Genomic DNA, 20,156 nt, shown 5'->3' on the forward strand with positions numbered 1-20,156 from the left:
TTGGTTGCTACACATCCAAATTGGCGACGTTCAGCGCATTCTCCTGAATGAATTCGCGCCTCGGCTCCACGACGTCGCCCATCAGCTTGACGAAAATGTCGTCGGCTTCCACGGCTTCCTTCACCTTCACCTGCAGGAGCGAGCGCGCGTCGCGGTCGAGAGTCGTCTCCCAGAGCTGTTCGGCGTTCATCTCGCCGAGGCCTTTGTAGCGCTGGATCGTCAGGCCCTTACGGCCGATCGAGTTCATCGCGTCGTAAAGCGCGAGCGGCCCCGAGAGCGGCGCCTCGTCGCCGCGCCGAATCAGAGTCGCCGGCCCGGCAAAAACGTCGCGCAAACATTCGGCGCGCTCATGCAGCTTGCGCGCCTCGCTTGAATTCAGGAGCGACGCGTCGAGCGTCACCGCATGCGTCACGCCGCGCAGCGTGCGCTTGAAGACATATTCGAGACTCTGCCCGCCGTCGCGCACCTCGCCCGTCCAGCCGCGTTCGGTCTCCTCCGATATCGCATCGAGGCGTCGCGAGATGTCGTCGGCGTAGCGCTTCGCCTCCGCTTCATCCGTCAGCGGCGTCAGATCGCCGGCCATCGCCGCCTGTTCGACGACGGCGCGGTCATAGCGCGAATGCAGGCTCAGCATCACATTGCGGAACGCGCGCGCATCTTCGAGCGTTTGACGAAGGTCGGCGCCGGCGCGATCCTCTGAGCCGGTGCGCAGCACGGCGCCGTCAAGCAGACTTTCGATCAGATAATCTTCAAGCGCGCGTTCGTCTTTCAGATATTGCGTCGACTTGCCGCGCATCACCTTGTAGAGCGGCGCCTGCGCGATGAAGATATGCCCGCGCTCGATCAGCTCCGGCATCTGCCGATAGAAGAAGGTCAGGATCAGCGTGCGGATATGGGCGCCGTCGACGTCGGCGTCCGTCATGATGATGATCTTGTGATAGCGCAGCTTGTCGGCGCTGAACTCGTCACGGCCGATGCCCGTGCCGAGCGCGGTGATCAGCGTGCCGATCTGTTCGGACGACAGCATCTTGTCGAAACGCGCGCGCTCGACATTGAGGATCTTGCCGCGCAGCGGCAGCACCGCCTGGAATTCGCGATTACGGCCTTGCTTGGCCGTGCCGCCGGCGGAGTCGCCCTCGACGATGAACAGTTCGGCCTTGGCCGGATCGCGCTCCTGGCAGTCGGCAAGCTTGCCTGGAAGATTGGCGACGTCGAGCGCGCCTTTGCGGCGCGTCAGCTCGCGCGCCTTGCGCGCCGCTTCGCGCGCCGCCGCCGCTTCGCACACTTTGGAAACGACGGTCTTGGCTTCGGCCGGATGCTCCTCCAGCCACTGGCCGAGCAATTCGTTGACGATATTCTCGACGGCCGGACGCACTTCCGAGGAGACGAGCTTGTCCTTCGTCTGCGAGGAGAATTTTGGGTCCGGCACTTTCACCGACAGAACGCAGGTCAATCCTTCACGGCAGTCATCGCCGGTGAGATCGACTTTCTCGCGCTTGGCGAGGCCGGAGGATTCGGCGTAGCCGGTGATTTGGCGCGTCAGCCCGCCGCGAAATCCAGCGAGATGCGCGCCGCCGTCGCGCTGCGGAATGTTGTTGGTGAAGGCCAGCACATTTTCGTGGTAGCTGTCGTTCCACCACAGCGCGACTTCGACGTTGATTTGGTCGCGCTGACCGTGAATGAGAATCGGCGCCGCGACAAGCGGCGTCTTCGCGCGGTCGAGATAGCGCACGAAAGCTTCGAGTCCGCCCTCGTAATAAAGCTCTTCGCGCTTGACCTCGGCGTGTCGCGCGTCGGTCAAAACGATGCGCACGCCGGAATTCAAAAAGGCGAGTTCGCGAAGCCGATGCTCGATCGTCGCAAAGTCGAACTCGGTCATCGTGAAGGTCGCGGAGGACGGCAGAAACGTCACTTCGGTGCCGCGCTTGGGCGCGCCGTCGACGACCGGCGCGTCGCCCACGACGACGAGCGGCGCGACCGCGTCGCCATTGGCGAATTCGATTGCGTGTTCTTTGCCGTCGCGCCACACGCGCAGCTTCAACCACACGGAGAGGGCGTTGACCACGGAGACGCCGACGCCGTGCAGACCGCCAGAAACCTTGTAGGAGTTCTGGTCGAACTTTCCGCCGGCGTGCAGCTGCGTCATGATCACTTCGGCCGCCGAGACGCCTTCCTCGTGATGGATGTCGGTCGGAATGCCGCGGCCATTATCGAAGACCGTACAGGAGCCGTCTGCGTTCAGCGTCACGTCGACATGGGTGGCATGGCCGGCGAGCGCCTCGTCGATAGCGTTGTCGACGACCTCGTAGACCATGTGGTGGAGGCCGGTGCCATCGTCCGTGTCGCCGATATACATGCCGGGACGCTTGCGCACGGCGTCGAGGCCACGCAGCACTCTGATGGACCCCGCGCCATATTCCGCCGGGTCGTTCCGTTCGGTTTCTTCGCTCATTTGACCTATTTGTCGGGGGGTCGAACGACCCTCGATTCGAGAAGGCCGATTTTACCCCGGAATGGTTGCAAAATGCACGGAAATAACTGCGCTTTCCGGCGGTTTCACAGCCTTTCCGGCGGGCGGCGGGCCCGCGCCGGCTTCCCGGCCAGGGTTATGCCTCGGCGCCGGGGAAAAAGCTAACGCAGCGCCTCCGCCAAGGCTTCGAGAAATGCGTCGCCGTAACGCGCGACTTTCCTCTCGCCGACGCCGTGCACCGCGAGCATGTCGTCGAGCGTCGCCGGCCGCTTTTCGGCCATGTCGATCAGCGTGCGATCGGCGAAGACGACATAGGCAGGCACGCCTTCCTCCTGCGCAAGTTCGCGCCGCTTGCGCTTGAGGGCCGCGAGAATGCGGTCCGTCGTCTCGTCGAGGCCGGCGGCGGCTTTTTTGCGGCGGTCGCTGCGCGTCAGCGGATCGCCGCGCAGCATGATCGTCTCGCGGCCCAAGAGAATCTTCTCGCCTTTCGGCGTCAGAGCGAAACCGCCCATAGGGCGTCCGTAAGGACGCCCGTCTTTCGACGGGCTATATTCGACGCTTGCAGTTCGCAGCGCGCCGGCGGCGAAGAGCTGACGCATGATCGACGACCACTGCGATTTGGAAAATTCCTTTCCGACGCCGAAAGTCTTGATCGCGTCATGCCCATGCCGGCGCACGGCGTCGGTCGCTTCGCCTCTCAACACGTCTGCGATATGTCCGGCGCCGAAGCGCTGGCCGGTGCGATAGATGGCGGAGAGCGCCTTTTGCGTCGGGATGACGCCGTCGAAAACCGCGACCTTGCCCTGGCACACATCGCAGCATCCGCAAGGCGCGGCTTCTTCCGCGAAATAGGCGAGCAGCGTCTGGCGCCGGCAGCGCGGCGTCTCGCACAGCATGGCCAGCGCGGAGAAGCGGTCGTGCTCGATGCGGCGGCGCTCCTCGCTCACGTCCTTTTCGTCGATGCGCCGGCGGAGGAAGGCCATGTCGTCAAGCGAGTAGAGCGTCAGCGTATCGGCCGGCAGCCCGTCGCGGCCCGCGCGCCCGATCTCCTGATAATAGCTCTCGACGGACGACGGCATATCGGCATGCGCGACGAAGCGCACATCCGGCTTGTTGACGCCCATCCCGAAGGCGATGGTCGCGACGGCGATGACGGCGTCTTCACGCAGGAAACGGTCGCCATTGCGATTGCGCGCCGCCTGATCCATCCCCGCATGATAGGCGAGCGCGTCGTAACCTTGCTCCTGAAAGTAATACGCAAGGTCTTCGGTGCGCTTGCGCGACGAGCAATAGACGATGCCGCTTTCGCTCTTGTGTTTTTCGAGAAAATGCGAGAGCTGACGTTTCGGCTGGTCCTTCAGAGCGAAATTAAGCGCGATGTTGGGCCGATCGAAACTGTGCAGGAAGAGCTGTGGCGGCGAGGAAAAAAGTCTCCTGGCGATGTCCTCGCGCGTCGCGGCGTCAGCCGTGGCGGTGAGGCCGATCGCCTGGATGTCGCCGAGCGCTTCGGCCACGCGACCGATCTCGCGATATTCCGGACGAAAATCATGGCCCCATTCCGAAACGCAATGGGCTTCGTCGATGGCGAGGCGTCGCGCCCCGGCGCGGCGCACATCGGCGATGAGTCCGTCCATCATCAGGCGCTCGGGCGAGACATAGAGCAGCCGCAACGCGCCGTCTCGCATCGCGCGACGGGCTTCGTCATTCTCGTCCGCGCCGTTCATGGAGTTGAGCGTCGCCGCCGCAATGCCGAGCGCCCGCATCTGCTGCACCTGATCGCGCATCAGCGCGATGAGCGGCGAGACGACCACCGTCAGCGCGCCTTCCATGATCGCGGGAAGCTGATAGCACATCGATTTGCCGCTGCCGGTAGGCATGACCGCGAGCACCGGCCCGCCATGGAGGACGGCGGCGATGATCTCGGCCTGACCGGGGCGGAAGTCGTCATAGCCGAAAACGGATTTGAGCAGGACGCGCGCCTGCGGGGGAAGCATGGCCATGGCGGCGGGATAGCACAGGCGAGGACGCAGCGGCGATCAGGAACGCAAGCTGGCGGACGCGCCAGGTCGATGAGCTTCGATCATCACAGGGGAGGGCTAGGCTTCCTCCACTTTCCCGGGCGTTACCCGCAGGAGCTGGGCGCGTCCCTGCAATGACGCAAACAGCGCGGGGTCCGCGCCCGTCATCCATATCTGCCCGCCGAGCGTTTCGAGCTCCTGAAACAAGGCTTCGCGACGCTTCGCGTCGAAATGCGCGGCGACTTCGTCGAGCAGCACCAGCGGCGCCTGTCCGGTCATGGCGCCGATCAGCTTCGCATGCGCCAGGGTCAGCCCCATCAGCAAGGCTTTCTGCTCGCCGGTCGAACAGGCCCGAGCCGCCTCGTTCTTCGGGCCGTGGCGCACCGCGAGATCACTCGCCTGCGGACCAATTAACGTGCGTCCAGCGGCGGCGTCACGGCGTCGGGACGCGGCGAGTTCGCCGCGGTACCACTCCTCCACCGCGAGCGCCGGATCGAGCGCCAGCCGCCGCTCCAGCTCGCCCTCGATCGTCACGTCCGCCCAAGGAAAGGGCGAGGCGTCGTCGCGTCCTGCGGCGATCAGCGCGACGAGCCTTGATACGGTCTCGCGCCGCGCGGCGGCCACGGCGACGCCGAGCGCGGCGATCTCCTGCTCGGCGGCGTCGAGCCAGCGCCGGTCGGCGACGCCTTCTTCGAGAAGGCGGTTTCGGTTGCGCAGCGCCCGCTCCAGCCTGTTGGCGCGCGCGCCGTGCTCGGCGTCGACGCCGAGCGCCAGCCGATCCAAAAAGCGCCGTCTTTCCCCCGCTGCGCCCGAGAAAAGCCCATCCATCGCCGGCGTGAGCCAGAGCACCCGGACATGATCGGCGAAGGCCCGCGCCGAAGACGCCGGCGCGCGGTCGATGCGAAAAAGCCGTTCGCCTGACGGCGTCAGCCCGTGGCCGAGTTGCGTCCCCGAGCCGTCGCTATCGACTTCGATCGAGACGGCGAAACCGCCGGCGCCGCCGCGTCTCGCGCATTCGGCGAGTTCTGCGCGGCGCAGGCCGCGGCCAGGCGAGAAGAGCGACAGCGCTTCAATTAGATTGGTCTTGCCCGCGCCATTCTCGCCAAAGAGCGCAATGATCGTCGACTCGAAGCGGCAATCGAGCGCCGCATAGGAGCGGAAGTCGCTGAGCGTCAGGCGGCGCACGCGTGGCGCGCTTTTTGTCGCAACGATCGTCATGGCGCCGCCGCGTTCACGCAGCGCGGCGCGGGCGCGCGGGCGATCATTGTGGCCGGGAAACGCGGCGGCCCGGCGAGAGGATGGCGTAGCTGTGGGGACCTGTGTAGGAGGTCATCACGGCTTCGATCAAGGGTTCGTCCGATCCTTGCGCCGTTGACCAGTCGACCGTGAAACTGGCGCCGGTGCCGCCGCGAACGTCGTCTTGCGCGATGGTGACCTGCAGTGAGGCGTACGGCTTCAGATAGATGGGATCATTCAGGTAGCTCTCGATCAGTTGACCCGAGCCGTTGCGGTATTCGATCTTTTCGATCGCCAGAATATTCGTTGCCGAGGCGTTGTGGATCGAGAGCGCGCCGGAGAAGTTCAGCCGCGTCACGCCGCCTTGCCCGATGAGGGTCGAATGCAGCGGGATCAGCGTGCGCCCGCGAAGCGCGAGTTTCTCCGCAGGAGCAGATGTCGTGGCGTCGGGGCTGACGATGACGGGCTGAGCCGACGGCGGCGGCGACCGAGCCGCGCACTCCGTGACGAAGGCGCTCACGACGAGAGCGAGCGCAAGAACACGCGGGGCAAGAACACGCGGGGCAAGGCTAAGCGGCATTGCGCACACCTTTTCCTTTCGACTCGACATAATGCGGCGCCGGCGCACACTAGCATCGCGCTACGAAAGGTCTAATCGAATGTCATTCGCCGTGGAGGCCGCTTGGAGGCCGACAGTTGGCATGCGCGACGCGGCGTCGTATCGCTGGAGCCTTTTGCGGGTTTCGGTGATCCTGGAGGCCCGCGAAGCCGCGGTTTAACCGGGAGAGACCGTGCTTGTCGGCGGGGATGCCGGCAAGCGTCGCTCGCGATCTTGTCGCGGAGCGACGAATGTTGGCGCAAGCATTCCTTGCGAGCGGAAAAGCTTTCCCGATCGGATGAGCGAAGTCGTTTGGCCTTACGCATAAAATCTGTATTCTCCGCCTGCGGCGATCGGAGTTTTTTCAGTGGCGGGCGTGGGTTGTGCGCGAAGCCTCGAGGCTAAGCGCGTCTTGCTGATCGTCGGCGGGGGGATCGCCGCGTATAAGTCGCTCGATCTCGTGCGGCGTCTGCGCGAGCGCGGCGCGCGGGTGCGCGTCGTCATGACGGCGGCTGCCAAGGAGTTCGTGGCGCCGCTCGCCTTCGTCAGCCTGGCGAACGATAAAGTCTACGACGATCTCTTCTCCGCAAACGACGAGCAAGAGATGGGCCATATTCAGCTGTCGCGGGACGCTGATCTCATCGTCGTCGCCCCCGCGACGGCGCATCTTCTCGCGCGCGCGGCGCGCGGTCTCTGCGACGATCTGGCGACCACCCTGCTGCTCGCGACCGACAAGCGCGTTCTTTATGCGCCGGCGATGAATGTGCGCATGTGGCTTCACCCCGCAACCCAGCGTAACGTCTCGACGCTGCACGGCGACGGCGCATGGTTTGTCGGCCCGAACGTCGGCGACATGGCCTGCGGCGAATATGGACCCGGGCGCATGAGCGAGCCGCTGGAGATCGTCGAAGCGATCGAGACGGCGCTGAAGCAGGACACTCGGCTGCCCGCGCCCGAAGGCCTGCTGACGCGCGGCGGCGCGCTCGAAGGGCTGCATGTCATCGTCACCTCCGGACCCACCCATGAGCCGATCGATCCGGTTCGCTACATCGCCAATCGCTCGTCAGGGCGGCAGGGGCACGCCATTGCGGCGGCGGCGGCGCGCGCAGGGGCGCGTGTGACGTTGATCTCAGGGCCGGTCGCGGTCTCAGATCCGCCCGGCTGCGAGACCATACATATAGAGAGCGCGCGAGACATGCTGGCCGCCGCAGAGGCCGCGCTTCCGGCGGATATATTCGTCGCCGCAGCGGCTGTCGCCGATTGGCGCGCGGAGCCGGCGGTCGACAAGCTCAAGAAAGGCAAGCGCGGCGCGCCAAGCCTGTCGCTTGTCGAAAATCCCGACATTCTTGCGAGCGTCTCACGCGGACCGAACCGTCCGCGCTTGGTCGTCGGCTTTGCTGCGGAAACGCGCGACCTTATCCGCCACGCGCAGGAAAAGCTCGCCCGAAAAGGATGTGATCTCATCGTCGCCAACGACGTCAGCGAGGGGACCGGCGTATTTGGCGGGGCGACGAATGAGGCGCATCTCGTCTCGCGAGGGGGCGTCGAAGACTGGCCGCGGCTTCGCAAGGAAGACGTCGCCGAGCGGCTCGTGACGCGCCTCGCGCAGATGATCGGCGAAGCGTCATGAAAGTCGCGATCCGCCGACTGCCGAACGGCGATGGTCTGCCGTTCCCGGCCTACGCCAGCGAAGGCGCAGCGGGCCTTGATCTCCACGCCGCGCTGGCGCCGGGGCAAAAGCTGGTGCTGGAGCCAGGCGCCCGCGATCTCATCCCCACAGGGCTCTCGATCGCGCTGCCTCAGGGCTATGAGGGACAGGTTCGCCCGCGATCGGGCCTCGCCGCTGAGCACGGCGTCACCGTGCTCAACGCCCCGGGCACCATCGACAGCGACTATCGCGGCGAGATCAAGACGCTGCTGATCAATCTCGGGGGGCAGCCCTTCGAGATCGTTCGCGGCATGCGCATCGCCCAGCTCGTGATCGCGCCGGTGACGCATGTGATGCTGGAGGAGGTCGACGATCTCGACGCAACGACGCGCGGCGCCGGCGGCTTCGGGTCGACGGGACTGACCGGAGAAGGCGCGTGATGAAGCTCCTGCCGCGCACCGCTCGCTTCGCGCTCATGGCGACGCTCGACGTGGCGCTTCATGCGCGCGGCCGGCCGGTGTCGTCAAAGCAGCTCGCCGCGCGTCACGATCTTCCCCCGCGACGATTGGAGACGGTCCTGCAGGCCCTGGTGAGAGCGGGGATTCTCAAAAGCGTAAGAGGGCCAGCGGGGGGCTATGCGCTGGCGCGCGAAAGGCGCCGTCTCTCCGTCGGCGAAATCGTTCGCGTCGCCTTGCGCGCTGAAGAGGAGGAGGAGCCGGACGTGGCGCCGCCGCTGCTCTCGTCGGTGCTGGAGCCGATCATCGCTGAAGCGGAAGAGAGCGCGCTCCGGCAACTGGACGACGTGACGCTCGACGATCTGCACGCCCGCGCGGTCACGCTCGGTTTTGGAGAAAGGGCGGACGCGAGCGGCGATTTTGAGATATGAAGCGCGCGAGCCGGCGAAGTCGCTGGACTGGCGAGGAGGCGCGCATGACTTATGACACGATCGAGGTCGAGACGCAGGGCCGAGTCGGACTGATCCGTCTCAACCGGCCTGAAGCGCTCAACGCGCTGAACGCGCGGCTCATCGCCGAGCTCGACGATGCGCTCGCGAAGTTTGAATCGGACGACGGCGTCGGCTGCGTCGTCCTCACCGGCTCCGAGAAGGCCTTCGCCGCTGGCGCGGACATCAAGGAGATGCGCGACAAGGGCTTCGTCGACGCCTTTCTCGACGATTTCATCGGCCGGTGGGACGTCGTGGCGCGGGCCCGCAAGCCCATCATTGCCGCCGTCTCTGGCTTCGCGTTGGGCGGCGGCTGCGAAATCGCGATGATGTGCGACTTCATTCTCGCGGCGGACACGGCGGTATTCGGCCAGCCGGAAATCAAGCTCGGCGTGATTCCCGGCGCCGGCGGCACGCAGCGGCTGACCCGCGCCGTCGGCAAGGCCAAGGCGATGGATCTCATACTGACAGGTCGGATGATGGGCGCCGAGGAGGCCGAGCGCGCCGGCCTCGTCGCGCGGATTGTCCCGGCCGCCGATCTTCTCGCCGAGGCGATCAAGACGGCCGCGACGATCGCGTCTATGTCGCTTCCCGCGGTTCTCATGGCCAAGGAGGCGGTCAATCGCGCTTTTGAATCGACGCTCGCCGAGGGAATCCGACATGAGCGAGGGCTTTTCTATTCACTTTTCGCCACGGGCGATCAAAAGGAAGGCATGAACGCCTTCGTGGAAAAGCGGAAGCCGGCTTTCGCCAATCGATAGGGCGGCCATTGACGAAAGGCGGCCGTCGCGCTTATAAACCACGCCACTTGGCCGCGATTTCGCGGCCGTTTGGTTTTTGGGCGGCATCGCCGTCACTTTCAAGGACACGCAAAGCATGGCCAATACGAGTTCGGCCAAGAAAGCCGTTCGCAAGATCGCCCGCCGCACTTCGGTCAATCGGGCGCGTCGCAGCCGCATGCGCACTTTTGTGCGCAAGGTCGAGGAGGCGATCGCCTCGGGCGACGCCTCGGTGGCGGCGGACGCGCTGCAACATGCCGTGCCGATCGTGATGCGCGCCGCGCAGCGAGGCGTCATTCACAAGAACACGGCCTCGCGAAAGGTTTCGCGACTGACCGCGCGAGTGAAGGCGCTGGCCGCACAGGCGTAGAGAATTCGCCGCACATAACATGGACGCAGCATTCTTGGAGCCCGGCGAGAGCCGGGCTTTTTTATTGCGCAGGACGGCGACGGCAATTCGTCGCATGAAGCGCAGATGACACGGCCAGGAATTTTTTTTCGCAGCAATAATTCGTGATCATTCAAAATTCTCCCGATTCAATCTCTTGCAATCAAGCTGTCACGAACGGGAAATAGCTCGGGCACTTGACACTATTTTTGGCGCTTGTCCGGCGCACGGCGGTCGCCCCGACGCGCATGTCGCTCGCGGAATTTTAAGAGCGGCGAATCATCGGCTTATCGCCGAAGATGAAGAAAGTTCACGGCGCCACGCGACAAAAGTCCAATCATTATGACAGATTTAATTGCGAGCGTCGTTGCGCGTGATGGCGCTGACGTGTAGCTTCGAAGGGTCGAACGAAGGGCGGTCGGCGTCAGTTTTTCATGGGCGCGCAATAGTGAGGGGAACGACCTGCGTTCCCCGGCGCGGATGGGCCCACAGAGCGAGACGCATTGCCGCCTTCCAGCCGTTCGGCTTGAAAACTCAAGTGATCAGTTCGCAAGGGCGTAGAGTAAAGTCCGTTTCCTGCGACGCGCATCAATCCGGGATTCTCGCTGATCCCGGACGAGGGGAGACTTTGCCATGGCGAAGGGGCGGTTGGCCGAGACAGTCCAGGGAGTGCGCAGCGTCAACGATCGCATCAATATGCGGTCGGTCGCGGCGTCTTGCGGCGTCTGTGTCACGCAGGAGGCCAGCGTCGGCAGATGCGCGCGGCTCGCGATTGGGCCGCCTTCGAGAGTTCTGATTTAACGCCGTTCGCGGCGGCAATTACTCGATCCAACTAGGTTCCTTTCGATCAGCGCCAGCGGCGAGATTCGCCGAGGGCTCCCTTTCTGGCGCTCGTTTCGGAAAAAAGGTCTGATATGTCCGATCATAGAGAACAATTGGCAGACGACGGAGTAACCGCTGAAGATCGCTCGAAATGGGACCGAGTCCGACACAGACTGAGGAGCGACCTCGGCGACGCGGTTTACAATTCCTGGTTCACGCGATTGGAGCTCGAGCGCATCGATGGCGGCGCGGTGCATCTGACGGTGCCCACCAAATTCTTGAAAAGCTGGGTGCAGTCGCACTATGCGCCGCGCATCAAGGCGCGCGTCGCGAGCGAATTCTCGAAAGTCGAGCGAGTCGTCATCGACGTGCGTTCGCCTATGCGCAAAGCGCGCTCGCGTGAAGACGGCGCCGATCAGCTCGAGTCCAACGCGCCGCACTGCGTCGCGCGCGCCGTCGCGTCATTCGCGCCTGCTCTCGAAGCGGTCAACGAAGGAAATGCGCGCCGCGCCGCTCGCCCGATGACCTTGCGTCACGACGCCGACGCATTCGTCGGCTCGCCGCTTGATCGTAGGCTGTCCTTCTCGACCTTTCTCGTCGGGCCGTCGAACCAGCTCGCCTACGCGGCCGCCTGCCGCGTTGCGGAGGCGCGCTCCGGCGATCTTCCGATGTTCAATCCGCTCTACGCCCATGCGGCGGTCGGACTCGGCAAGACGCATCTCCTGCAGGCGCTCGCGCATGCGTCGAACGACAACCGCCGCCATACGATTTATCTGACGGCTGAACGCTTTATGAGCGGCTTCGTCTCTTCGCTGACCACGCATACGTCGCTGGCGTTCAAGGAGAAGCTGCGCGGCATCGACGTGCTGATCATCGACGACGTTCAGTTTCTCCAAGGCAAATCAATCCAGCAGGAATTCTGCCACACGCTGAATGCGCTGATTGACGCCGGCCGTCAGGTCGTCGTCGCGGCCGACCGGCCGCCGTCGGAACTCGACACGCTCGACGAGCGCGTGCTGTCGCGATTCAAGGGCGGGCTTTGCGTGGACATCGGCCCGCTGGACGAGTCCTTGCGCATCAAGATCCTCGCCGCGCGCATTGCATCGGCGAAGGAGTCGCAATCCGGTTTCTACGTGCCGCCGGAGGTCATCTCCTACGTGGCGCGGACGATCGCGACCAACGGCCGTGATCTTGAGGGCGCCGTCAATCGGCTTCTCGCCCACGCCACGCTGACCGGGGCGCCGCTGACCGTCGAGACCGCGGAATCGGCCATTCGCGATCTCGTGCGCACACAGGACCCCAAACGCGTCAAGATCGACGATATCCAGAAGCTCGTGGCGAGCCACTACAATATTTCACGCTCCGACATTCTGTCGTCTCGGCGCACCGCCAATGTGGTGCGGCCTCGGCAGATCGCCATGTATCTATCGAAGGTGCTGACGCTGCGCTCGCTGCCGGAGATTGGCCGCAGATTTGGCGGCCGCGATCACACCACCGTGCTGCACGCGGTGCGGAAAATCGAGGAGCTCGCCGCCAAAGACAAAGGGCTCGCCGAAGTCATCGAACTTTTGAAGCGCATCTTGAGCGAGCAGTAGACTACGGCGCTCGGCTGGGTTCACGCGTAACGCGGCGACGGGCGCGCAATCGCCGCGCACCAGCCCGTCTCATCGTCCGGTCTTCACCGTCGTCCACATTCTGGTGATCAGTTTCTGAACTGTCTGATCGGGCGCCGTGACGGTAAACAGGCGTCGCATGGTGAGGTCGTTTGGATAGACCGACGGATCATTCGCGACCGCCTTGTCAATCAGCGGTCGCGACGGCGCGACGCCATTGGCGAAATTGGTGGCGATCGAATTGCGCGCGGCGATGTCCGGTCGAAGCAGATAGTCGATGAAGAGATAGGCCTCGTCGAGATGGCGCGCATCTTTTGGAATCGCGAGATTGTCCAGCGACAGGAGCGAACCTTCAGTCGGAATCACGTAAGCGATATCGACGTCGGTTCCGGCTTCGCGGGCGCGATTGCGCGCTTGCAGGCTGTCGCCCGACCAACCGATGGCGACGCAAATGTCGCCGTTCGCCAGCGCATTGATATATTCAGAGGAATGAAATTTCTTCACATAGCGGCGCAGATTTCCTAAGAGGCCGGCGGCCCGAGAAAGGTCCTTCGGATTTTTCGAATTGGGATCGAGCTTCAGGTAGTTGAGCGCGATCGCGAACATGTCCTCCGGACTGTCGAGCATGTAGACGCCGCAGTCGGCGAGTTTCTTTAAATTTTCCGGCCGCAGGACCTGATCCCAGCTCGTTATCGGCTTGCCAAGCCGCTCCTGGACCTTCGCCACATCGTAAGCGACGCCGGTCGTGTACCACATGTAGTTGATGGCGTAGCGGTTGCCCGGATCGAAACGCGAAAGTCTGGAGTCGATCTCGGGCCAGACATTGCGCGCGTTGACGAGCTTGCTTCTGTCGATCGGCTGCAGCACGCCGGCTGCGATCTGCCGCTGGAGGAACGTCGCCGACGGCACGACGACGTCGTAGCCGGTGTCGCCGGCAAGAAGCCGCGCCTCGAGCATCTCGTTCGAGTCATAGGTGTCGTAAATGACTTTGATTCCGGTCTCTCGGGTGAAGTCCTCGAGCACGCTTGGATCGATGTAATCGCTCCAATTGAAAATGTTGACGACGCGCTCAGCGCCCAGGACGGGCGATGTTGCGGCGACGAGCGAGAGGAGGCATGCGAGAAGAAGCCGTTTCATGCGCCAAGCCGTGTAGTGGATCAATGGGGCGAACCTATCATGGTTGCGCGCGCTTTGGCGACGCGCCATGCTGGCTTGAGCGGCCGAAACGCCAGCGGAGACAATATGACCGCGATCCTCGTAGAAGGCGCGATGGCGTTCGAAAGCCGCGCCGACGCGACCAAATGCGTGGCCCGCGGCGCTCGCCGCTATCTGAGAGCCTGCGGATTTTCGATCGTTTGCGAAGCGCCCCTGCCGAACGGCCGACGCGCCGATCTCATCGCGCTCGCTTCCGACGGCGTCCTGCGCATCGTCGAGGTCAAGTCGAGCTACGCCGACTTTCATGCGGATCTTAAATGGCCGCAGTATCGCGGCTTTTGCGATCGGTTCTATTTCGCGATCCCCGCATCGCTCGATCCGGCGATTTTTCCAAATGATGCGGGCTTGATCGTCGCGGACGCGCACGGGGCCCTACTGACGCGCGAGGCGCCGGCGTTCCCCCTCGCGCCCGCTCGTCGACGCGCGATGCTGTTACGCTTCGCGACGATGGCGGCGGACCGTTACTGCCGGTTGGCCTTCGGCGACGAACAGGCGAATTAAAGCCGTCAGCGGGGCGCACGCTTGGCGAGAATGCGTTGCAGGGTCCGGCGGTGCATGTTGAGCCGCCGCGCCGTCTCCGAGACGTTGCGGTCGCATGACTCGAAAACCCTCTGAATATGCTCCCACCGCACGCGGTCGGCGGACATGGGATTTTCTTGAGCGTCGGGTTTGTCGACCTGCGTCGCCATCAGCGCGTGATAGATTTCGTCGGCGTCGGCGGGCTTCGCCAGATAGTCGAAGGCGCCGAGCTTAACCGCGGTCACCGCGGTCGCGATGTTGCCGTAACCGGTTAAGATGATCCCGCGCGCGTCGGGACGTGACGTCTTCAGCTTTGAGATGACGTCGAGGCCATTGCCGTCGTCGAGCCGCATGTCGATGATGGCGAAAGCGGGCGGATTCGACTCAAGGGCGGCAAGGCCTTCGGCGACTGTTTCGCAGGGCGTCACCAGGAAGCCCCGCGCCTCCATCGCGCGCGTCAATCTGCCAAGAAACGGCTTGTCGTCATCCAGGATCAGCAGTGAACGATCCTGTGGCAGCGTTGGAACTTGCTCAGGTTCCGAGACGCCTTCTCGATCCGCCTTCAATTCTTCGGTCGACATCGCGCATTTCCAGCCCTGATTTTTGTCAAATCTAGCTTATCGCCGGCGTCGCGTCGATTCTATTTGTCCTGTTGGGGAAGCCTTGGCCTGGCCGCGGCGGGCTCGAGCGCGGCGCGCGGCCAAGTGATTTTGGCGATTGCGCCGGTGCGCGGCGGAGAAACATTCATTGTTTCGACTGTAGCGCCCGAGCGCTCCAACAGGGTCTTGGCGATGAAGAGGCCGAGGCCAAGCCCTGACTCGGCATCGTTTTTCGTGCGCCGTTCGAGCGGCCGCCCCCGCAGATACGGGTCCCCGAGACGATCAAGAATGTCTGGAGAGTAGCCGGGCCCGTCGTCCTGAATGGCGATCGTCACGTAGCTTGAACTCCACCAAGCGTCGATCTTCACGCGTGAAGTGGCGAAGTCCATCGCGTTTTCGACAAGGTTGCCCAGCCCATAAAGAATCGCTGGATTACGCGCCAGCACCGGCGGGTCCGAGGGTCCATTTTTGGAAATTTCGACCTCGACGCCGATCTCACGCTGCGGCTCAACCACTTCCTGGATCAGCGTGTCGATCGACAGCAGATTCATCACGCTGCTCTGGTCCGTTGCGCCAAGCGAGGCCAGCTTGCCCAGGATCTCCCGACAGCGCGCCGTCTCCTGCGCCAGGAGCGCGAGGTCGTCGCGCAGCGCCGGCGCATTCTCTGGCAGGGAATTCTGCAATTCTTTGATGATCAGCGTAATGGTCGCGAGCGGGGTGCCAAGTTCATGCGCGGCGGCGGCGGCGAGCCCGTCAAGTTGCGAGAGGTGCTGCTCGCGCTCGAGCACCAATTCCGTCGCCGCGAGCGCGTCGGCCAGGAGCCGCGCCTCGTCTGACACCCGCGCGGCGTAGATGCCGATGAACGCCGCGCTAAGCACGAGCGCCGCCCAGACGCCGGTGCGGTAGAGGAGGGGGAAAGTCAGTTTTTCGTCGGCATACCAGGGCAAAGGATAATATTCGACCGTGAGCACCGTCGCGACCGCGATCATGACGATGCCGAGCAGCAGCGTCAGATTGCTCGGCAGCGACACCGACGAGATGATCACCGGCGTCAAAAACAACATCGCGAAGCTATTCGTCAGGCCGCCGGTGAGATAGAGCAGAAATCCCAGTTGGATGATGTCGTAACCCAGCAGGACGGCGGCCTCGACGTCGCCGAGGCGGAAACTGCGCGGCGTGCCAAAGCGCATGCCGATGTTGAGCGTCGCCGAGGCCGTGATGAAAACGAAGCAGAGGCCGACGGGAAAATCGAATCCCAGAACGAAATAGACGCCGATACATGCCGCCGCCTGACCGGTGATGGCCACCCAGCGAAGCATAAGCAGCGTCTCCATGCGCAGGCGCCGGGCGTCGTAGTCATATTCGACAGATGTCATTTCAGTAATTCCATGGAGCGCTGCTTCCGGCGCGAGTCACAATCCCACGCCGCGCGACGCGCGCCAGATGCGCCACTGTCGCCGCAGCGGCGAGGGATCGCCAAGCGGGCGAAACGGATCGTAGTCGCTTCGCGCCAGCCGCTCCAGATAAAGTGGAGCGATGGCGCACGGGAGCAGCGCGGCGCGGGCGGGTCCGAGATCCACGGCCAGCCGGCGCGCCCGCTCGTAGTGAGATTGCGCCAGCGCGTGCAATTTCTTCACGATCGGACCAAGCTCGCCGCGCCGGCCTGAGGGGTCGCCGTCATGCGCGAACGCCTCGTCCGGCAGGAATTTCTCCTGTTGGGGACCCTCAGGAAGAGCGCGCAAGATGCGCGTGACGCCGAGCGCGACTCCCGCCTCATCGAAAGCCCCCGCCGACGGGGCTTGAGGATCTGCGCCGAGAATTCGCGCCGCCCAGCGAATCGGGGCCGAAGCCGTAGCGCGGCAATAGTCTTCGAGCGCCGTCCAAGTCGGCATCGCGTCATCGTAGAGATCAAAGATATGCGCCTGCGCCAGCGCGACGAATTCGTCGCGGGGCAAGGAGAATCGCTCGATCGTGTCGATCAGCGCATCGGCCAGGGGATTGGCGCGCACGCCTTCGCCTTGCGCGGCGTCGGCCTCCAGCGCGTCGACCCACCACTGCAGCCGCATCTCGCCGAGCAGCGGTTGCGTGACCTTGCCGCTGACGTCCGCCGTTTCCTGGGCGAAGGCGTAGAGCGCATGAATGTGCGGGCGCGCGTCCTGGGGTGCAAAGAGGCAGGCGAGCCAGAGGTCGCGATCACGCGCGCGCAGAAGTTCCTCGCATTGCACATAATGCTCCCGCGAGGCGGCGGTCATGATGTCACACGGCGATCAGCAACGCGCCGACACGCCGATTCTCGTCGACGAGCACATTGTAGGTCCGCACGGCGGCTCCCGTCGCCATGGTTTCGCAACCGACGCCCGCCGCGCGCAGCTTCGCGCGCAGGCCGCCGGCAAGCGGCAACAAATCCTTCCCGGTGCCGACGACAAACACGTCGAGGCCGCCGCTTTCGGAAAGCGCGCTATCGATCATCGAATCGTCGATCTCCGCGGCGCTGGTCAGAGGCACGGCGCGCACGCCGGAGGGCAGCGCGAGAATAGAGCCGCGATGGGACATATCGGCGAAGCGGAAACCGCCGCCGCCATAGTCATCGATTTTGTGACGGCCGGGAACATAGCCGCCGGACCCGCCCGTCAAGCTGGCCTCGTCTTGGCGCGTTTGCCGGACGCCTTCCGAGAGGGCGCAGGCGTCTTTTCGGCGGACTTCGTCGGCGCGGAGACCGGCGCTTCCGCAACGTCCTCACGCGCGGAAACTGCTGCGTCGGCCTTGCGCTCCGTCTCGTGCTTTTGCGCCGCCTTGTCGGCGTCTTCATTGCGCAGCCCGAGATAGATCAGCATCGGCGAGCAGATGAAGATTGACGAGTAGGTCGCGACGAAAATGCCCCAAATCATCGCGACCGAAAACGATCGGATCACTTGGCCGCCGAAGGCGACGAGCGCGAACAGCGCAAGCATCACCGTCGTCGCGGTCATGATCGTGCGCGGCAGGACCGCGTTGATCGACATGTCGACCATTTGCGCTGTCGGCAGTTTCTTGTATTTGCGCATGTTCTCGCGAATTCGGTCGAGCACCACCACGGTTTCGTTCAGCGAGTAGCCGACGATGGTCAAGATCGCGGCGATCGATGTGGTGTTGAATTCGAGCTGCGTAATCGAGAAAAAGCCGACGGTGAGCAGCAGATCGTGCATCGTCGCGATCACGGCGCCGATCGCGAATTGCCATTCGAAGCGGAACCAAAGATAGGTCAGCACCGCGATGATCGACAGCACGACGCCGAGCGTGCCCGACTGCACCAATTCGTTCGAGACGCGCGGGCCGACGACCTCGACGCGGCGCAAATCATAATATCCGCCGACGGCGCCACGCACGCGCTCCACCGCCGCCTGCTGGGCGACGTCGCCGCCGGGCTGCAGACCGAAGCGCAATGTGGCGTCTGCCGGATTCCCGAACGCCTGCACCTCGATGTCGCCCAGCTGGAGGCCTTCGCCAAGCGTGCGCAGCGTGCCGACTTCCGCGGCGCCGGATTTCGCGCGCAGTTCGATCACCGTGCCGCCGGCGAAGTCGATGCCGAAATTCATGCCCTTGAAGACGAAGAGGGCGACCGCGATCAGCGACAGCACGGCCGAGAACGGATAGCTCACGCGGCGGAACCGCATGAACGGGAATTTGGTGTTCTCCGGAGCGAGGCGCAGAAGTTTCATAAATGTCGCCCCTTTAGATCGGCAGTTTTGTCGGCCGCGCGTAATGATACCAGACGGCGATCATCATGCGCGTCATGGTCACTGCGGTGACGATGGTCGTCAGAATGCCGAGCGCAAGCGACACGGCGAAGCCGCGCACAGGTCCCGAGCCAAGAAAATAAAGGATCGCCGCCGCAACGAACATGGTGACGTTGGAGTCGACGATGGTCGCGAAGGCGCGCGTGAAGCCCGCGTCGAGCGAGGCGAGGATGGAGCGCCCGGCGTGATTTTCCTCGCGTATGCGCTCGTAGATCAGCACGTTCGAATCGACCGCCATGCCGATCGTCAGCACGATTCCGGCGATGCCCGGCAGCGTCAGCGTCGAGCCGAGCAGCACAAGGCCGGCGAAAATGAAGGCGATGTGCACAAACAGCGCGAGATTGGCGAAGACGCCAAAGACGCCGTAGGTGACGAGCATGTAGACGACGACGAGGCCCGCGCCGACATAGGCGGCGCGTTTGCCGGCGTCGATCGAGTCCTGGCCGAGGCCCGGACCGACGGTGCGCTCTTCAACGATGTTGAGCTTCGCCGGCAGCGCGCCGGCGCGCAACAGGATCGCAAGGTTGTTCGCCTGTTCGACGGTGAAGCGTCCGGAAATCTGGCCGGAGCCGCCGGTGATCGGCGTCAAGATCCGCGGCGCGGAAATGATCTTGTTGTCGAGGATGATCGCGAACAGGCGCCCGACGTTCTTGGAGGTCACTTCGCCGAAGGCCTGGGCGCCGCGGATGTTGAAGCGAAAATTGACGACCGGCTCGCCGCTTCTTTGCTGGTCGAATCCCGGCTGCGCGTCCGTCAGATCCTCGCCCTTGACCATCACCTGCTTCTCGACGCCGAGCTTGCCTTCCTGTTCGACCTGATCGAGCTCCTCGACTTCCGACGGATTTTGGCCCGGATCGGCGACGAGGCGGAATTCGAGCTTCGCGGTTTTGCCGAGAATTTCCTTGAGCGTTTCGGGGTCCTGAAGGCCCGGCACCTGCACCAGCACGCGGTCGTCGCCCTGACGCTGAATGCTCGGCTCGCGCGTGCCGAGGGCGTCGACGCGCCGCCGAATGACTTCGATCGATTGCTCCACGGCCTTGCGCGACTTGTCTGAAATGCCCGCGTCGGTGACGGTCACGCGGATGAGGCCGTCCGGCGACGCCTCGACGTCGAGCGGCGAAGGCCCGCCCATGAGAGCGCCGCTGAAGCTGTTGCGCAGCTGCCGCAATTTTGGAAGGACTTTCTCGCGATCCGCAGGGTCGACGACGCGCACCTGTACGCCGCGCGTGGTCGTTCCGATGCCGCCGGAGATGGCGACCTTTTCTTCGCGCAGGATTCGGCGCACGTCGTCGCGCAGATTTTTCACCTGCGTGCTGATGAGATCCGCCTGATCCACTTCGAGCGTCACATGCGAGCCGCCCTGCAGGTCGAGGCCGAGCACGATGGTCGGAGGCGTAAGCCAGGCGGGCAGGCGCGACTTCAACTCTTCATAATGGGACGGCGACAACATGCTCGGCGCGACGACAAGCACCGCAGCGACAGTCATCGCCACAATGGCGAGAAATTTCCAGGTCGAGAATCGCAGCATTGTC

At 64.0% G+C, this 20,156-nt stretch carries 18 protein-coding genes; 7 read left to right on the top strand and 11 right to left on the bottom strand.

Annotation, left to right across the window (positions count from 1 at the left end):
- Positions 1-7 precede the first annotated feature (7 nt).
- The 4 genes from gyrB to ACR65W_RS11515 all read right to left on the bottom strand — a co-directional run bounded on the left by gyrB (position 8) and on the right by ACR65W_RS11515 (position 6,304).
- Positions 8-2,452, bottom strand: coding sequence for a DNA topoisomerase (ATP-hydrolyzing) subunit B (gyrB, locus tag ACR65W_RS11500; protein ID WP_434502662.1), 2,445 nt, complete (start codon positions 2,450-2,452; stop codon positions 8-10).
- A gap of 179 nt (positions 2,453-2,631) precedes the next feature.
- Complete coding sequence (recQ, locus tag ACR65W_RS11505; protein WP_434501042.1) at positions 2,632-4,470, bottom strand: DNA helicase RecQ; 1,839 nt, start codon at positions 4,468-4,470, stop codon at positions 2,632-2,634.
- Between the two features lie 96 nt (positions 4,471-4,566).
- Complete coding sequence (gene recF, locus ACR65W_RS11510) at positions 4,567-5,706, bottom strand: DNA replication/repair protein RecF (RefSeq protein ID WP_434501040.1); 1,140 nt, start codon at positions 5,704-5,706, stop codon at positions 4,567-4,569.
- A gap of 43 nt (positions 5,707-5,749) precedes the next feature.
- Complete coding sequence (locus ACR65W_RS11515; RefSeq protein ID WP_434501039.1) at positions 5,750-6,304, bottom strand: DUF3124 domain-containing protein; 555 nt, start codon at positions 6,302-6,304, stop codon at positions 5,750-5,752.
- 385 nt (positions 6,305-6,689) lie between these two features.
- Between ACR65W_RS11515 and coaBC the strand changes: the two genes are divergently transcribed.
- The 6 genes from coaBC (at position 6,690) to dnaA (ending at position 12,497) form a co-directional block, all read left to right on the top strand.
- Positions 6,690-7,952: a bifunctional phosphopantothenoylcysteine decarboxylase/phosphopantothenate--cysteine ligase CoaBC gene (gene coaBC, locus ACR65W_RS11520; RefSeq protein WP_434501038.1), complete on the top strand. Its 1,263-nt coding sequence runs from the start codon at positions 6,690-6,692 to the stop codon at positions 7,950-7,952.
- Entirely contained in the window at positions 7,949-8,410 is a 462-nt protein-coding gene (dut, locus tag ACR65W_RS11525) for a dUTP diphosphatase (RefSeq protein WP_434501037.1), read from the top strand. Before coaBC ends, dut begins: the two co-directional genes overlap by 4 nt.
- Positions 8,410-8,856 carry an RrF2 family transcriptional regulator gene (locus tag ACR65W_RS11530; RefSeq protein ID WP_434501036.1) on the top strand — a complete coding sequence of 149 codons (447 nt, stop codon included), beginning with the start codon at positions 8,410-8,412 and terminating at the stop codon, positions 8,854-8,856. The genes dut and ACR65W_RS11530 overlap by 1 nt, the downstream gene beginning before the upstream one ends.
- A gap of 44 nt (positions 8,857-8,900) precedes the next feature.
- Positions 8,901-9,674: an enoyl-CoA hydratase gene (locus tag ACR65W_RS11535; protein WP_434501035.1), complete on the top strand. Its 774-nt coding sequence runs from the start codon at positions 8,901-8,903 to the stop codon at positions 9,672-9,674.
- Between the two features lie 115 nt (positions 9,675-9,789).
- A complete protein-coding gene (gene rpsT / locus ACR65W_RS11540) occupies positions 9,790-10,062 on the top strand; it encodes a 30S ribosomal protein S20 (protein WP_434501034.1) in 273 nt (90 codons plus the stop codon).
- A 932-nt stretch (positions 10,063-10,994) separates the two neighbouring features.
- Entirely contained in the window at positions 10,995-12,497 is a 1,503-nt protein-coding gene (gene dnaA / locus ACR65W_RS11545; protein ID WP_434501033.1) for a chromosomal replication initiator protein DnaA, read from the top strand.
- Between the two features lie 69 nt (positions 12,498-12,566).
- Here the strand turns inward: dnaA and ACR65W_RS11550 are convergent, their stop codons facing one another.
- A complete protein-coding gene (locus ACR65W_RS11550) occupies positions 12,567-13,652 on the bottom strand; it encodes a polyamine ABC transporter substrate-binding protein (protein WP_434501032.1) in 1,086 nt (361 codons plus the stop codon).
- Between the two features lie 105 nt (positions 13,653-13,757).
- Between ACR65W_RS11550 and ACR65W_RS11555 the strand changes: the two genes are divergently transcribed.
- The gene (locus ACR65W_RS11555; RefSeq protein WP_434501031.1) at positions 13,758-14,231 is read left to right on the top strand and encodes an MmcB family DNA repair protein; all 474 of its coding nucleotides are present in this window, start codon (positions 13,758-13,760) and stop codon (positions 14,229-14,231) included.
- 5 nt (positions 14,232-14,236) lie between these two features.
- Here the strand turns inward: ACR65W_RS11555 and ACR65W_RS11560 are convergent, their stop codons facing one another.
- Genes ACR65W_RS11560 through secD form a run of 6 tightly spaced genes read right to left on the bottom strand, consistent with a single transcriptional unit; the run spans position 14,237 to position 20,152 of the window.
- Positions 14,237-14,830, bottom strand: a complete 594-nt coding sequence (locus tag ACR65W_RS11560; RefSeq protein WP_434501030.1) for an ActR/PrrA/RegA family redox response regulator transcription factor — start codon at positions 14,828-14,830, stop codon at positions 14,237-14,239.
- A gap of 59 nt (positions 14,831-14,889) precedes the next feature.
- Entirely contained in the window at positions 14,890-16,224 is a 1,335-nt protein-coding gene (locus ACR65W_RS11565) for an ActS/PrrB/RegB family redox-sensitive histidine kinase (protein ID WP_434501029.1), read from the bottom strand.
- Positions 16,225-16,260: 36 nt separating this feature from the next.
- Positions 16,261-17,100: a phytoene/squalene synthase family protein gene (locus tag ACR65W_RS11570; RefSeq protein ID WP_434501028.1), complete on the bottom strand. Its 840-nt coding sequence runs from the start codon at positions 17,098-17,100 to the stop codon at positions 16,261-16,263.
- A 4-nt stretch (positions 17,101-17,104) separates the two neighbouring features.
- A complete protein-coding gene (locus ACR65W_RS11575; RefSeq protein WP_123176343.1) occupies positions 17,105-17,482 on the bottom strand; it encodes an Mth938-like domain-containing protein in 378 nt (125 codons plus the stop codon).
- Entirely contained in the window at positions 17,479-18,546 is a 1,068-nt protein-coding gene (gene secF / locus ACR65W_RS11580; RefSeq protein ID WP_434501027.1) for a protein translocase subunit SecF, read from the bottom strand. Before secF ends, ACR65W_RS11575 begins: the two co-directional genes overlap by 4 nt.
- Before the next feature lie 13 nt (positions 18,547-18,559).
- Complete coding sequence (gene secD, locus ACR65W_RS11585; RefSeq protein WP_434501026.1) at positions 18,560-20,152, bottom strand: protein translocase subunit SecD; 1,593 nt, start codon at positions 20,150-20,152, stop codon at positions 18,560-18,562.
- Positions 20,153-20,156 lie beyond the last annotated feature (4 nt).

Origin of the sequence: Methylocystis sp. (assembly GCF_051062815.1) — a bacterium.
In the GTDB taxonomy this organism is placed as follows: domain Bacteria; phylum Pseudomonadota; class Alphaproteobacteria; order Rhizobiales; family Beijerinckiaceae; genus Methylocystis.

Coding starts and splice junctions, on each gene's coding strand:
- gyrB (WP_434502662.1), bottom strand. CDS start 2,452: ATGAGCGAAGAAACCGAACGGAACGACCCGGCGGAATATGGCGCGGGG.
- recQ (WP_434501042.1), bottom strand. CDS start 4,470: ATGGCCATGCTTCCCCCGCAGGCGCGCGTCCTGCTCAAATCCGTTTTC.
- recF (WP_434501040.1), bottom strand. CDS start 5,706: ATGACGATCGTTGCGACAAAAAGCGCGCCACGCGTGCGCCGCCTGACG.
- ACR65W_RS11515 (WP_434501039.1), bottom strand. CDS start 6,304: ATGCCGCTTAGCCTTGCCCCGCGTGTTCTTGCCCCGCGTGTTCTTGCG.
- dut (WP_434501037.1), top strand. CDS start 7,949: ATGAAAGTCGCGATCCGCCGACTGCCGAACGGCGATGGTCTGCCGTTC.
- ACR65W_RS11530 (WP_434501036.1), top strand. CDS start 8,410: ATGAAGCTCCTGCCGCGCACCGCTCGCTTCGCGCTCATGGCGACGCTC.
- ACR65W_RS11535 (WP_434501035.1), top strand. CDS start 8,901: ATGACTTATGACACGATCGAGGTCGAGACGCAGGGCCGAGTCGGACTG.
- rpsT (WP_434501034.1), top strand. CDS start 9,790: ATGGCCAATACGAGTTCGGCCAAGAAAGCCGTTCGCAAGATCGCCCGC.
- dnaA (WP_434501033.1), top strand. CDS start 10,995: ATGTCCGATCATAGAGAACAATTGGCAGACGACGGAGTAACCGCTGAA.
- ACR65W_RS11550 (WP_434501032.1), bottom strand. CDS start 13,652: ATGAAACGGCTTCTTCTCGCATGCCTCCTCTCGCTCGTCGCCGCAACA.
- ACR65W_RS11555 (WP_434501031.1), top strand. CDS start 13,758: ATGACCGCGATCCTCGTAGAAGGCGCGATGGCGTTCGAAAGCCGCGCC.
- ACR65W_RS11560 (WP_434501030.1), bottom strand. CDS start 14,830: ATGTCGACCGAAGAATTGAAGGCGGATCGAGAAGGCGTCTCGGAACCT.
- ACR65W_RS11565 (WP_434501029.1), bottom strand. CDS start 16,224: ATGACATCTGTCGAATATGACTACGACGCCCGGCGCCTGCGCATGGAG.
- ACR65W_RS11570 (WP_434501028.1), bottom strand. CDS start 17,100: ATGACCGCCGCCTCGCGGGAGCATTATGTGCAATGCGAGGAACTTCTG.
- secF (WP_434501027.1), bottom strand. CDS start 18,546: ATGAAACTTCTGCGCCTCGCTCCGGAGAACACCAAATTCCCGTTCATG.
- secD (WP_434501026.1), bottom strand. CDS start 20,152: ATGCTGCGATTCTCGACCTGGAAATTTCTCGCCATTGTGGCGATGACT.